General features: G+C 49.0%; 9 protein-coding genes. 4 read left to right on the forward strand and 5 right to left on the reverse strand.

Going from position 1 to position 14,877, the window contains the following annotated elements; translation table 11 throughout:
* Window positions 1–93: 93 nt before the first annotated feature.
* Together tamA and tamB are read left to right on the forward strand one after the other, a co-directional pair.
* Entirely contained in the window at window positions 94–1,824 is a 1,731-nt protein-coding gene (gene tamA, locus AC5SV9_RS01990; RefSeq protein ID WP_475151563.1) for an autotransporter assembly complex protein TamA, read from the forward strand.
* Window positions 1,821–5,591, forward strand: coding sequence for an autotransporter assembly complex protein TamB (gene tamB, locus AC5SV9_RS01995; RefSeq protein ID WP_475151564.1), 3,771 nt, complete (start codon window positions 1,821–1,823; stop codon window positions 5,589–5,591). The genes tamA and tamB overlap by 4 nt, the downstream gene beginning before the upstream one ends.
* Here tamB and AC5SV9_RS02000 read toward each other — a convergent pair.
* Together AC5SV9_RS02000 and AC5SV9_RS02005 are read right to left on the reverse strand one after the other, a co-directional pair.
* Window positions 5,588–6,358 (reverse strand): methyltransferase domain-containing protein, encoded by a 771-nt coding sequence (locus AC5SV9_RS02000; RefSeq protein WP_475151567.1) that lies wholly within the window; start codon window positions 6,356–6,358, stop codon window positions 5,588–5,590. The two genes, tamB and AC5SV9_RS02000, sit on opposite strands and share 4 nt — an antisense overlap.
* Complete coding sequence (locus AC5SV9_RS02005) at window positions 6,355–7,113, reverse strand: Nif3-like dinuclear metal center hexameric protein (RefSeq protein ID WP_475151568.1); 759 nt, start codon at window positions 7,111–7,113, stop codon at window positions 6,355–6,357. The genes AC5SV9_RS02000 and AC5SV9_RS02005 overlap by 4 nt, the downstream gene beginning before the upstream one ends.
* A gap of 137 nt (window positions 7,114–7,250) precedes the next feature.
* On the opposite strand from AC5SV9_RS02005, the gene AC5SV9_RS02010 reads away from it, so the two are divergent.
* Window positions 7,251–7,607 (forward strand): hypothetical protein, encoded by a 357-nt coding sequence (locus tag AC5SV9_RS02010; protein WP_475151571.1) that lies wholly within the window; start codon window positions 7,251–7,253, stop codon window positions 7,605–7,607.
* Between the two features lie 7 nt (window positions 7,608–7,614).
* On the opposite strand, the gene AC5SV9_RS02015 is transcribed toward AC5SV9_RS02010, so the two are convergent.
* Entirely contained in the window at window positions 7,615–8,874 is a 1,260-nt protein-coding gene (locus AC5SV9_RS02015; RefSeq protein WP_475151573.1) for a glycosyltransferase, read from the reverse strand.
* Between the two features lie 110 nt (window positions 8,875–8,984).
* Between AC5SV9_RS02015 and trhA the strand changes: the two genes are divergently transcribed.
* Window positions 8,985–9,623 (forward strand): PAQR family membrane homeostasis protein TrhA, encoded by a 639-nt coding sequence (trhA, locus tag AC5SV9_RS02020; protein ID WP_475151575.1) that lies wholly within the window; start codon window positions 8,985–8,987, stop codon window positions 9,621–9,623.
* Between the two features lie 31 nt (window positions 9,624–9,654).
* Here trhA and AC5SV9_RS02025 read toward each other — a convergent pair whose 3' ends face one another.
* Window positions 9,655–11,241: a S8 family serine peptidase gene (locus tag AC5SV9_RS02025; protein ID WP_475151577.1), complete on the reverse strand. Its 1,587-nt coding sequence runs from the start codon at window positions 11,239–11,241 to the stop codon at window positions 9,655–9,657.
* Window positions 11,242–11,479: 238 nt separating this feature from the next.
* Entirely contained in the window at window positions 11,480–14,794 is a 3,315-nt protein-coding gene (locus AC5SV9_RS02030) for an ATP-binding protein (protein ID WP_475151580.1), read from the reverse strand.
* Window positions 14,795–14,877 lie beyond the last annotated feature (83 nt).

Consider the following 14,877-nt stretch of genomic DNA (forward strand, 5'->3'; position numbering starts at 1 on the left):
TATGCTGGCCGGTGTACAGTAGCATGTGGTCTGAGCCATAATAGAGCCGTTTTCTAATTTCTTATTTCGTTTTGTCAGGACACCGCATTACTCATGTCTATCCCCCGGCTGCTCAACAGCTTGGCACTGTTTGCCATGTTAACAACCAGTTTTACGCTTTGCGCGCAATCAAAGCTAAAGTTACAGGTGACTGGGATTAAAGGTGCCTTAAAAGACAACGTAGATATTTACCTGCAAAAGTTTCGTGAAGATGACGCCATACCGGGCCTGAGCTTTCATTCTGAGCTGGAGCGTGAAGTACGTACTGCCCTTGAAGCGTTAGGCTACTATCACAGTGAAGTTTTGATAGAGGCCTCAGCCGACCAACCGCACACTATTACGCTGCATGTAAATGCGGGTGAACCGGTCAGAATTGACACCGCAGATATTCAGCTGCTGGGTGATGCCGCAAACGATGAAGAGTTCCTGGCGCTTCGGCAACAGCAAGCACCTGCTGTCGGAAAAGTTCTGCATCAGGGGCAGTATGACGGTTTCAAACAGGCACTGCGCCACCTTGCTCTGCGTAAAGGCTACTTTGACGCGCGCTTTACTGAAAGCCGTCTTGAAGTTGCAGCTGAACTAAATAAGGCTTTCATTCATCTGCACTTTGATAGTGGTACTCGTTATAAGTTTGGCGAGGTCAGTTTTCACGGTAATCAGATAGAAACTGAACGACTTTACTCCATGCTACCCTTTGCACCAGAGGACCCCTATCATGTGAATAAACTGGGCGAACTGAACCAGACGCTGGCAGCCAGTGGCTGGTTCAGTTCGATACTGGTAGAAGGCAACGTTGAAAACATCAGCCAGTACCACTTGCCGATAGAGGTAAACCTTGAGCCTGAACGGCGCAATATTATTGAGACAGGTATCGGCTACTCGACGGATATCGGTCCACGGTTAAAGCTCAATTGGCACAAACCCTGGCTGAATAAAGCAGGCCACAGTTTGCGCTCTGATATGGCGATATCTGAAATTGAGCAAAGTGTTGAAGCGGCATATAAGCTACCACTGACAACCGCCGCAACTGATTTTTATCAGGTACAACTTGGTTTTCGTAACCGTGATAACGAAGATACAGCCAGCCGCGAATCAAACTTACTACTCGAGCGTTACTGGCTGTTAAGCGATGAATGGTACCGCACTGTGTCGGTGCGCTGGCTGTATGAAGACTTCGTGCAGGCAGATCAGCGCGACAACATCAGCCTGATTATGCCGGGGGTCAGCTACAACCGTACCAGACAAAAAGGCGGTGCCATGCCCTACTGGGCTAACCGCCTATCGCTGAGAGTTGAAGTATCGGACGAAGCCTGGGGCTCTGATGCCAGCTTTGTCAGACTGCGCGGCAGAGCTGGCTGGATTGGCAGCGCCGGCGATAATCACCGTTTTGTTACCCGGGTAGACGGCGGTGCCATTTTGATGGAAACGTTGCGCAGCTTGCCGCCGTCTTTGCGGTTTTTTGCCGGGGGCGACAATAGTATCCGCGGTTACAGTTATGAAACTGTTGGCCCCCGCAACGATGAAGGCGAACTCACCGGCGGGCGCTATATGCTAACCGGTAGCCTTGAATACCAATATCGTGTGAGTGGCAACTGGTGGCTGGCAACCTTCACCGACTACGGCAGTGCCTGGGACGATACTCCCGACTGGGTACAGGGCGTTGGCGTGGGGGTACGCTGGGCATCACCGGTAGGCCCGGTGCGGCTCGACTTTGCCTTTGGTTTGGATCAACCCGGTGGCGGTAGTGGCTTTCAGCTGCATTTTTCATTGGGGCCTGAACTATGAGCTGGCACCGCAGCAAACGTATCGCAAAACACAGCCTGAAATGGTTGAACCTGACAATACTGCTGCCATCAGTTTGCCTGATACTGGCAATAGTGATGTTACTGTACACAGCGCCGGGGCTGCATTTTTCTCTGTGGCTGGCACAGAAATGGGTACCAGGCTTACAGATAGAGCATAGCCAAGGTAGTGTGCTGGGCGGAAATACACTGCACGATATTCGTTATCAGCAGGGAAATGTGCAGCTCAGCGCCAAGCAGGCAGAGCTGCAAGTCAATAATAATTGTTTTTTTAACCTGAGTGTCTGTGCCGACAAGCTATTGTTACAGGGCGTAACACTTAAACTGTCTCAGCCGGAGACGGCACCCGATGACGTAAATAATAAAGGCGCGGCGACAATCTGGCTGCCATTTCCTTTAACTGTCAGCCAGTTGGTAATTAACGATAGTACAGTGATTGTTGATGGCACAAAGCTGGAGTGGGAACATTTTAGTACCGGTATTGAAGCCTGGGGCAGTAAAGTGCAGTTAAACGAACCAACCTGGCAACAGGTTACCCTGCTGATGCCGGATAACAACGAAGCTGCTGCGCCTGCAGCCGGCGAGGCCTTTAGCTATCAGCCCCCTGAGCTTACCGATTTCAGTTTACCGCTTAGCCTGTTTGTTGATCGTTTTACACTGACTGATTTTACGCTGAAGCGACAAGACACTGTACAGCAGTTAAATGCATTGCATTTCTCACTGCAGTGGCAAAAGCAACAACTTGAAATACTTCAACTTGAAGCCAGCCATTCACAGCTTAGCGCGCACGGCAGTGCTAAGCTCACCACCGGGCATGCATATCCGCTGCAGGCCGAATTGCAGATACAACTGACAGACGGCGAGTTTAGCGGACAACACCTGCAGCTAAAAGTGTCAGGCGATTTGTCGGCTATACAGTTACAGGCCGATGCATCAGGCCCGGTGACCGCATCCCTAAACGCGGCAGCAAATCTGTTACAGCCTGCTCTGCCACACCGATTGCAACTGCAAAGCGAACAGCTGCAGTGGCCAGCGACAACAGAGCAGCCGCGACTGCGGCTGTCCCGCACTAATTTGGTACTCGAAGGCGATCTGACGCGCAGCCATTTCAACGGCCACACCAGTATCAAAGCCACCGATATGCCTGATACCGCCGCAGAGTTCAGTGGCACTGTTAGTCTGAGCGGTGTAGTACTGGAACACTTGCTATTGGATACGCTAGGTGGTCAGCTGGCCCTTAATGCCACGCTGGACTGGCAAGATACAATTAACTGGCGCGGACAGGTAAAGCTGCGTGATATTCAGCCTGGTACTTTCTGGCCTGAATACAGCGGTAAACTAAATGGTGTGCTGCAAAACCAAGGGCAGATGAGCGCAGATCAGGGCTGGCTGGTTGATATATCCGACATAGCGCTACAGGGAAACTTACGTGACTACGCGCTGGATATTAATGGCGCGCTAACCCTTGCGGACAAGACCGGTGATGGTGATTACCGGATCAGCACAGAAAGCCTGAGCATCAAACATGCTGATAATTCGGTTTCCGTTAAAGGGTCGCTGCAGCAAGACTGGAACCTGACATTAACGGCAGACATTCCTGCACTGGCACAATCGGTGCCGGACGCCACAGGCAGCATGAAAGGTGAATTTCGCATCACCGGCTCACAACAGCAGCCTGAACTGAATGGCGATATCAGCGCGACGAATATTCGCTGGCGGGATCTGCGACTTGAACAGCTAACAGCCAAAACTGCGGTTTGGCTGGATACTCACCAGATAATCAATGCCAGTGTCGGACTTGAAGCCAGCAACATGGTTTACCAGAAACAGCAGCTGCAAAAAGTGCAGATTAATCTTGACGGTAATGAACAACAACACCAACTGCGGCTAAGCCTCGACAGTAAGCAACATCAGGCTGAGCTGCAACTGAGTGGAGCTCTGTCGCAGCAGCGACAACTGTGGCAAGGAGAGTTACAAAAAGCACAGCTAAGCAGTGTGCTCGGAAGCTGGCAATTGCGCCAGAGTGTGAATATGCAGTTTAAACCCGCTGCCAAACAATTTGACATGGCAGCACACTGCTGGCAACAACAGGCCAGTAGTATTTGCTTTAACGAACCACTGCAGCTGAGCAACAACAAGCTTAGTGCCGCTCTGCAAATTGAGCAGTTTGATTTGGCAGCCCTTACACCGTTGATGCCAAATCAACTTGCCCTATCAGGCATGGCTGACGCCCGGCTAATAGCTGACTGGCAGAAAGGACAACTACCTAAGGCGATGCTGAGTATTAACAGCAATAACGGTGAGCTTACGCAGCAAACAGAATTGCCGCTCGCTGTAGCCTGGCAGCAACTTAACCTTAACAGCAAACTTTCTGACGACACATTGCAAAGCAGTTTGACCTTAGCTCTGAATGATGAAACCCGTTTAGACGCGACTACCAATATCAGCCAGCTGCAAAGTGATAACAGGTTGCTGGAAGGTAACATCAAATTGACCCGCTTCGCTCTGAGCATACTGCAGCCTTTACTGGGTGAGTTCAGTGAACTGCAGGGAGAGCTGTCCAGCGAGCTGGATCTCGCCGGCAGTGTTGATAAGCCGTTGCTGAATGGCCAGATTGATATCAGCAATATCAGAGTAAAAGGTAAGCAGGCACCGGTTGATATAGACGACGCAGATATTAAACTGAGCTTGTCTGGTCAGACAGCCAGTTTACAAGGGCTGGTCACCACAACCCGAGGCGAAATAAAGCTGTCCGGTGATGCCAGCTGGCAGCAACTTTCTGACTGGCAGGCCCAGGTTAATATTACCGGCGATGAGCTGCGGCTGCAGGTGCCGCAAGCCCGCTTACTGGTTGCACCGGATCTGACCCTAAAAGCCACACCGGCACTTACCCGCTTAAGTGGCACTGTCACAATCCCACAGGCCAATATCAACATCGACAGCCTGCCACAAAATGCGATAGAGCTCTCTGACGATCTGATATTGCTTGACGAGAAACTACAACCTATTGCGCAGCAGGAAAAATCGGTATTTATCTTTGAGACAGACATCAATGTTCTGCTGGGTAACCGGGTGCGGTTGTCAGCCTTCGGTCTGAAAACGCTGCTGAATGGTAAGCTGCGGGTACGCCAGCAACCCGGTCGCCCGCTGCTGTTAAATGGCGATGTTAGTCTGCGGGATGGAACATTCCGCGCCTATGGCCAGGACTTACTGATCCGTAAAGGCAAAATGAACTTCAATGGCCCTGCCGATCAGCCATTTTTGAATATCGAAGCGATACGCAATCCGGACAATATGGAAGATGATGTTATTGCCGGGATCCGGGTAACCGGCCCGGCAGATGAGCCACAAGTCAGTATTTTCTCAGAACCGGCAAAAGCGCAGGCCAATGCCTTGTCTTATCTGATTATGGGGCGCGATTTAGACAGCGGCAGTGGCAACACCGGTAACGCGGTAACCACCAGCTTACTTGGCATGACATTGGCCTCTAGCAGTAAGGCAGTTGGTGAAATCGGCGAAGCCTTTGGTTTACAAGACCTGACACTGGATACCGCTGGCAGCGGTGATAACTCTCAGGTGACAGTCAGTGGCTACCTGTCACGTGATCTGCAGCTAAAATACGGCTACGGTATTTTCAATGCGGTTGGCGAATTTACGCTGCGTTACCGCCTGATGCGCCGCTTGTATCTGGAAGCGGTTTCCGGACTGGATAACGCGGTAGACCTGCTTTACAAATTTGAGTTTGATTAAGCATCAACCCTAAGTAATAAGTGCTGATACCGCCCTAGCGATGCATAAGGCTCCATGCGGTTATATTGCAGCTCAAGCGCCAGTAGCTGTTCAAAATGGCTTTGTTGCAACGCCCTGTCGCGCAGATAGTCATGAAAACAACGAACGCCGGTTTTTTGCAACAGTCTAAAACCGGCCTGTTGACACCACTTTTCGACATCCGTCGGAACGAGTGGCTGTTGCGGATTCAGACTGACTTTCTTTTTAACCTGGAAATCGGCTGCGACATAATCAAAATTACCAAACAAAATATTGCCAAAGCGTTTGGCGTCTTTGTTATAGAACATCAGTGATAATATCCCACCAGGTGCCAGCAACCGTTTTAGCTGCAAAATGGCCTGCTCTGGCTCTGCCAGCCACTCCAGCATGGCATGACACAGTATCAGTGGATAACGCTGTTGATATGATCTGGCAAGTTCAGCCAGGCCAATCTGCTCAAAACTAACATTAGCCAGCTGTTGCTGCTGTGCTTGCTGCTGGGCTATCTGCAACATATCGGCTGAGATATCAGTCAGATGCACGCTGTGGCCTCGTTCAGCCAGTGCCAGCGACAGCTGCCCCTGCCCCGCGCCGACATCCAGTATCTGTGTTGGTTGGCGTAAAATATCTAATTCAGCCAAATCACGCAGCAGTACGGATTGCCTCAGTTTACCTTTGGTACTGTTATAAATATTGTGCTGAAACTTTGCCGCTATGCCGTCAAAACTGCGATCTGATTTTGTTTTCATGCCGGGTTATCAATATCTATAAATTGGACATCTACATCAAAGTTGCTGGCGATATACTCGCCCAGCGCTTTCACGCCATAGCGCTCCGTCGCGTGATGGCCCGCTGCGATAAAGTGAATACCAAGCTCGCGCGACAAATGGATAGTTTGCTCTGACACCTCACCACTGATAAACAGCTGAGCGCCGGCTTCAGCTGCCTGCTCAATGTACCCCTGACCGCCGCCGGTACACCAGGCAAGCCGGTTCACATTGCCGACACCCGCATCATGCACCAGCAAGTCACGGCCCAGTGCCTGTTTTAATCTGGCCGCAATATCGAAAAGTGCAACACTTTGCTTGAACTGCCCTTGCATCAGAACCCCAACCGGTTCAACTGACGTTACCGCACCGATATTATCCGCTTCCAGTAATGCACCCAGGCGTGCATTGTTGCCAAGACTGGGGTGAACATCCAGTGGTAAGTGATAAGCCAGCAGGTTGATATCGTTGCGTAGCAAAGTTTGTAACCGTGCTTTTTTAATCCCGGTTATCGATGCTGGTTCGTTTTTCCAGAAATAACCATGATGCACCAACACTGTGTCGGCGCCTGCTGCAACAGCGGCATCGAGCAAAGCCTGGCTGGCTGTTACCCCGGTAACGATTTTACGGACAGTGTTTGTTCCTTCGACCTGCAACCCGTTCGGGCAATAGTCACGAATTTTATCACTCTGCAGCTCTGCATTGATAAAACTGACTAACTGCGTGCGTTCGATCATTCTTCTGTATTCCTGTTAGCGTTCTTGCCGGTTATTGTACTGCAACAGACAAAAAAACAAGCATATTTGTCTAATCACGGCAAAATGTTGTATAAATAGCGAGCTACATGCACAAATAATGTCTGTTAAGGATCCGTATGACTAAATTGGATAAAGATCAGGTTGTTGCCGATTTTACAGCAGCCTACAAAGCCGCTTTTGGCAAGGCCCCACAACTGGAGCAAAAACCAGGCTGGTTCAGCGTAGACGGCGGTAAAAATATCCGCCTGGCGGAATTAGCAGAACTGGGCGCCAGTTACAGTGCCGACAAAGCTAAACCTGCTGCTGAGAAGAAAGCTGCCGCCCCTAAAGCGCCAGCCAAAGCAGCAGAAAAACCAGCTGCCAAACCGGCTAAGAAGACCAAAAAAGCCGCTTCTGGCAATGGTCAGTCAGCTGCAGCACTTTGGAACCAGCGTATCGGTGCAGGCCAGCGCCCTCCAAGAGGCACCCGCTGATAAAACGTCAGTCTGGCTGTGTTAACGCAGCCAGACGCGTTTTTGCCTCAATCCACTGCCCCATAAACTTGGTACTGCGAAAAGCATGATGTTTTAACATCAAGCCGGTGAAGTTATGCTGCCGGTGCCGTGCTAAATTCTGCTGAATACTGGTCAGCTGTTGCCATATTCTCGTTTCATGCCGTGTCAGACTAAACCTGGCATCAAGCGTAGTAAAACCGCACTGCTGCGCCTGCTGCCAGCATTCAGGCTGTTGGTAAAGCGCTACCGCTGCCTCTGCGATGGCTTCACTGTTGTTGGCTATCATCCCCGGCCAACCATTCTGTGTCACCATACCTTCTGCACCAATATCCGTAGTCACACTGGGCGTGCCAAAGCGCATGGCATCCAACAGCTTGCCTTTCAAGCCAGCGCCAAAAGCCAATGGCGCCAGACAGACTCTGGCCTGTTGCATCACATCAGCAACATCTGCCGCCCAGCCTTTAATCAGAAAGCCTTGCCGGGTATTGTGCAATGCTGTTGCTTTGGGCGGCGGATAAGCACCATAAATATGCAACTCAGCATCCGGTAGTTTGTGCCGGATCTTTGGCCAGATATCCTGTTGCAGCCACAACACTGCATGCCAGTTTGGCGCATGGCGAAAATTGCCGATAGTAATAAAATGCTGACGCTGATTAAAATCAGGCGAAGTTTTGCTTTGGGTATCGGATAACAAAAAGGGGCAGTAGCAAAGCAACATGGCCGGTACGGCATAATGCTGTTGTAACAGCTGTATTTCATATTCGGAAATAACAAGTGTCAGATCGCAGCGGTAAATCGCTGCGATTTCCCGCATTGCCAGCTCAGAATTCAACGCCAGTGCATCGACAGCAACACCGCGCTGAAAACTGCGCTGACGTGCATCACGCAGCGCATGGCAATCCTCCATATCCAAAATACGGATAGCTGCAGGGCATGCCTGCTCAACCCGCCAACCAAACTGCTCTTCCAACATAAAACGATCAAACATAACAGCATCTGGAGCCAGCGCTGAAATCCACTGGTCAAAGCTGCTGTCATTCAGACTAATAAGGTGCTCGCTCACCCCTATGGTACTCAGCATAAAACGGTGCGGGCTAAGCTCTGCTGCGCTGGCAAAGATGACCTGCCAGCCCTTTGCAATAAAAAGCTGAATTAAACTCAACATACGATAACCTGCAGCAGATGAGTTTGGTTCAGGCCAGACATAACCGACAATGATAAGCAACGGTTGTTTGGATGACGGCATATCAACTCCGGAAAAAAGTGCATTCTAACCACTAATTGCCTGTAGTGACAGCTTGGTAATTAAGCCTGCCATGCTAAGATAACGGCTACACAGACTCTGACGGAACGATAATGACTGCGACGCCTTACTCACCGCTCGAAGAACTTTGTCATGCTTTAAGTCACGGTATCGGTGCCATTCTGAGTGTTGTCGGCCTTATCCTGATGTTACAGCTGGCGCTGCCCAGTGATGACAGCCGGTATTTCATCAGTAGCCTGGTTTATGGCTGTAGCCTGATCCTGCTTTATAGCAGCTCAACCCTCTATCATGCGGTTTCGCATCTTGGCCTCAAACATAAACTGCGACAGTTAGATCACGCGGCGATCTTTATTCTTATAGCGGGCACTTATACCCCTTTTACGCTGATTAACTTACGTGACAGCTGGGGTTTACCGTTATTTATTCTGATCTGGACTATTGCTCTGGCAGGGGTATTTATCGAACTGGCAACTAAACTGAAGTATAAAAAGTTATCGCTGGCGTTATATTTAGGCATGGGTTGGCTGGTAATAGTCGCTATTCAACCTATGTTAAATAACGTGGCAACCGGTGGCTTACTGCTGTTACTCGCTGGTGGGCTAAGCTACTCTTTCGGCGTGATTTTTTATATCTGGAAACGATTATTCCTGCACCATGCTATCTGGCATCTGTTTGTACTGGCAGGCAGCGTATGCCATTTTTTTTCTGTGTATTTTTACGTGCTCAGTTAATAAAAAGGCCGGACAACGCCGGCCTTCTCTGTTAGTACTGATAACTGAACGTTACACCACTGAATGCGGAATAAGCACGGATACCAACATGCCAGGTTCCCGATTGCGGATTGTTAATTGTACACACCTCGTTATTACCATTCAGGTATGGCCGGCAATCATAAGCAGTGGTACTTGGCTGGCTGCCATAACGGACATATAAATCCGCGTCACCGGTGCCACCGGAGATCTGGAAAGTCACTGACGACACGCCTGATGGGATCTGATAGCTGCCTCTTAGCCATTGGCCAGTACTTGCGGACAGATTAGGGAAAGATGCGCCACCGTCTGGGGGAGTACCACCGTCACCGCCAGAGCCATCACAACCATTGTTGGTTAAATAATCATGAGCAGCTTTAGCTTTGACGATACCCCAGCCATATGAAGTATCGCGGCCTGCGGAACCACGGTCTTCTGCCGTCGCATTTAACGCGCTACGGATTTGGGCCGCTGTACACTGCGGGTGATTACTCCATACCAAAGCGGCAACGCCCGCGACATGAGGTGATGCCATCGAGGTACCGCTAATGCTGTTATAGCCACCGTTATTCCAGGTAGAGTTAACACTGACACCCGGTCCTGCAATTTCCACCTGTGAGTTACGCTGCGAGAAGCTGGCTAAAGAGCCGCTTGAATTCACTGCCGCAACTGAAACCACTGAATTATATGACGCAGGATAGGAGAAGCTGGTGTTGCCGTCATTACCCGCGGCCGCAACCAACAGCATGCCACCATTATAAAAGTTAGTCATAGCGTTGTTTTCTGTCTGGTTAGACGACCCACCACCAAGACTCATATTAACGACTTTGGCACCGGCATCTTTACATGACTGAATCGCCGTAATTAAATTAGATGCAGTGGTCCAGTTACCTGAGTTGTTAAAGATTTTGACAATATGCACACCAGCCTGGCCTGAGCCGATGACACCGACCACACCGTTATTGTTATTTAATGCCACCATAGTACCGGCAACATGAGTACCATGACCATTACCATCAGTGTACCAGGTACCATGGCCCGAGAATGCATAGCCGGTGACGCCTGAGCCCTGTAAATCTTCATGATCGGCATCAAAGCCGGTATCAATTACACACACTTTTGTGTTACCCGCACTGCTGTCACTAACCTGATCAGCCTGAACCATGCTAATACCATAAGGTGTCGTTTGAGCCATTGGCGTAATGACATCCATGATATAACGTTTAGAATCTTCTTCTACGTAGGCAACTGTAGGGTCGCTTTCCAGCGCTTTGCGCTGTTTAGGGGTCAACTCCGCCACACTGGCGTTGATGAAGTCCAGATGAGACAAAGCGGTAACATTGGCTTTTTGCAACGCTTGCTGCGCCCTTGCAACTGAAAAAGCAGCAATACCGGCGCTATTACTGTCTGCGGACAAAGCGACCTGATCTTTATATTTAATGATGTAACGACTGGTAGTATCGTCAGACAACTCAGACAAGTTCTGCGCGGGTTCTGCTTTTTGAATTCCTGCGGCCACAGCAACTGAAGTAAGGCTTAACGCGAAACAACCTGCCGACAAAGCTGTCAGCATCTTTGTAGTAGTGATTTTTTTCATCATAGTACCCTTGGTTAATTATTTAGGTCCCTGTTGTACATGACGCGTCCTGACGCTGAAAAAATAACCAACCGCAGAGCATACATCCATTACAAATATATTATAAATGCGTTACAAATGTATGAGATTGTCAAAAGCTAACAATTAAATATAACTATCAGAAACAAAATAGGTTTTTCAGGTACAAGGCAAAGTGAAAGTAACGAATAATTACTGGTGTTAATATATAGAATGGTAACTGTCAGGCTCGTTGCAATTTGAACCAGAAAGTAGTGCCCTGTCCGACAGCCGAGGTAAAACCGATATCGCCATAATGATTTTCAATAATTTTTTTGCAGATAGCCAACCCCAGCCCTGTCCCCTCACGGGTTCTGCTATCTGAACTATCTGCCTGGGAAAATTTTTCAAAAATATGGGACTGAAATAACTCGGGAATACCACAACCATGATCCTCTACCTCAAGCAGTACGTCTTTATCTGTGGTGCTTAAACGGACAATTACCATTGCCCCCGCAGGTGAGAACTTTATTGCGTTAGAAACAAGATTGTCGATAACCTGGCGTAAACGTAACGCATCAGCGTTTACGCTATAACTGTCAGGACTGACAGCATCCAGAGTCAATTCTACCTGAAAGCGCTTGGCATAAGGCTGCATCACCTGAACAGCCTGATGTGCCAATTCCAGTAAATCCAGCTTATTCATGCTTAATGTAAAAGTACCGGCAGCAAACTTCTGCAGATCGAGTAAGTCATTAATCAGATGCGCCAGCCTTTCACTGTTTGCCTGAGCTGTGTGCAGCATTTCGCCATACACCGGATTATCCGGTGTTACAACGTTTTGTGCTAATAAGCCTACCGCACCGCGAATAGCCGTTAAAGGCGTTCTGAGTTCATGGCTTACCGTTGCAATAAATTCGTCTTTCAGCTTATCCAGACGCTTTAACTCTTTGTTAACCCGGGCTTGCTCTTCGAGACTACGCTCTAATTGTTTGGTGCGCAGAGACAATGTCACAGAACTCTCCTCCAGCGCCCGGGTGCGCTCGGCAACACGAGTTTCCAAAACCAGTTGGGATTTAGCTTTACTGTCAACCGCAGATTGCAGCAGCCGGTTAACCTGTCTGATATGCCTCAGACGGTAGATATGCATTAACCACAAAAACAAACTGGCAATAGCAATAGCGGAGTACTGTACCCAACTCTGTTGCCACCAATGCGGCAATATCTGCAGCGTCGCAACAACCCGGGGCTCACTAAAAACACCATGGTTGTTAGATGCCTTTAGCCACAATGGATAACTACCAACCGGTAAATTCGCATAAAATGCGCTGTTTCTGGCTCCGGCGAGTATCCATTCTGAGTTGATACCTTCCAATTTATAATGAAACTGATTGCGCTGCGGATCCTGATAATCCAAAGCGCTGAATTCGAAATTAACAGTATGGTTTTCTGGTGACAGCTTAATCACCCCCCAGGGCTGACCATGAGGTTTCAGTTGCAGTTCCTGATGATCTATCACGACTGCGGATAAAGTTGGTGCCGGTACATAAACGTTTGCTTTTAATAATTCAGGTTCAACAACAACCAGCCCACCCATGGAGCCAAAGAGTATTTGACCGTCATCTGCATAAACCGAATTAGTATTAAGTTCGGTACTGACCATACCGTCCCGACTGTTATAGTTGGAAAAGCGTTGCTGCTCAGATAACCGGTGCGCCAGCCCTTTGGCCGTCATAACCCAGAGTTGCTGGTTTTGTTGCAAAACACCCAGCACTATTTCGGAAGGTAACCCGTTTTCACGCCCCAACAGTTTCTCTTCAGCGCTAATACGGTTATAGAGTATTAAGCCGTCTCTGCTGCATATCGCCAGTATGCCTGCCTGTTCGCTGACGCATTGCACATTATTGTGTTGCAGTGTTATTGCCGAGTTTGCCGCAGTGCTGTATTGCTGTATTTTGCCGCTTGGCAGGTCAATCTGAAATAAACCGCTGTAACGGGTAGCAACCCACAACTGGCGGTCAGTACCTACAAACACTTGCTGTACCGTATTGCCAACCGACGTCTGTGACAACTCTACTAACCAATGCTGCACCCGATTTTCTCTCGGTTGCCAGGCTATAACGCCTTCCCCCCACATTCCCAGATATAAAGTGTCTGTTACATCGATATATAAAGCACGTACATTGCGGTTTGATACATTCGTCAGATCAAAAGGCATATCTATTTTTTCTGTAGTACCGTCCGTAAAACGATACAAGCCGGTATCTGTTGCAATATAAACCTGACCACTGCTATCGGCTGCTATAGCATTAATCCTGGTATTAAGGGCCAGCCGTGTATATTGACCATCGCTGCGCTGTATACGGTAGAGCGCATCAGTACTACCCAGCCATACTGTATGCTGTTGCTTTAAAATTGCCGTTACAGAGAAAGGTTCTTGTTCAGACAACGCGGGAGAAATACTGCCTATATCAGAAAAAGCCTCACTGGATACAACATTACGATACAGTCCGCTCTCTCGTGAGCCCAGCCACAATACGCCCGAACGATCCCGCATTAGGCTTCTTACGTTAACATGTGACAGGTGTTGTTCAGCATCAGTAGTACCCACAGCACCGGGTATTAACCTGTATAAACCATTGTAACTGCCGATCAGTAACTGATGCTCACTGTTGTCGGCAAATAACACATTAACAAGCGGTTCAGCCTGCGCAAGAGGCTGGGCAATAAAATGCTGCTTTTCAGATTCATAACGAAATAAGCCTTGCCGGCTACCGACCCAGAGCTTATGTTGCCAAACCGCCAAAGCCCTGATCTCATTCTTTCTGCTCAGGCTGTCTGCATCGCTAACCAGCGCTATAACCGGGCTTAAGCCCTTATCTTCACGCCAACTGTGTAACCCGGCCGACGTTCCAATCCAAACGGTGCCATCGTCTGTCTGCGCCAGGCTCCAGATACGCTGATCGGCAAGCATGGTCTGCTCAGTGTTACCACCAATATTATCAATACTATCATCAGCATTAATCCGGCTTAAACCGGATGTGGTTCCGACCCACAAACGATGCTGAGCGTCCAGCATCAAGGCCTGAATTTGATTACCAGCCAGGCCATGAGCCTCAGTATATCGATGCAAAGTCTGTGTGCCGGCATCCAGCCTTGAGAGACCCAGTCCCCAGGTCCCCGCCCAGATGTTGTCATGCTTATCAATCAGCACCACTCCGACATCAGGTGTATGATTCTGCTGCAACTCCGCTGATGTTAATACCGCAAATTCGTCAAACCGATAGCCATCAAATCGCAATAAACCCGAGTTGGTTGAACCCAGCCATAAATACCCCGATTTGTCTTGCTGAACACTGTAAATAGTGGCATTAGGCAAACCGTCATCAACACCAAGCCGGTTAAAACGTTCTTCAGCGCTAACACAGGCGCAAAACACCAGTAAAAGAATAAAGCGTACCGTGAAAACCGTCCTTATCTTCAGGTAGAGCAAAACAACCTCGTCATAAAAAGTCGTTGGAATTGAGTAATATCTGACAATGCTTAGCTGCCTAAACATAGCATAGCCATTATCGCTTTACAGCGGTTAACGCATTAAATATACCGCGGTACTTTCTCTTAGGGTTGCATTCTTTTAGAATC

The sequence above is a fragment of the Rheinheimera sp. ATLC3 genome, from assembly GCF_059429535.1.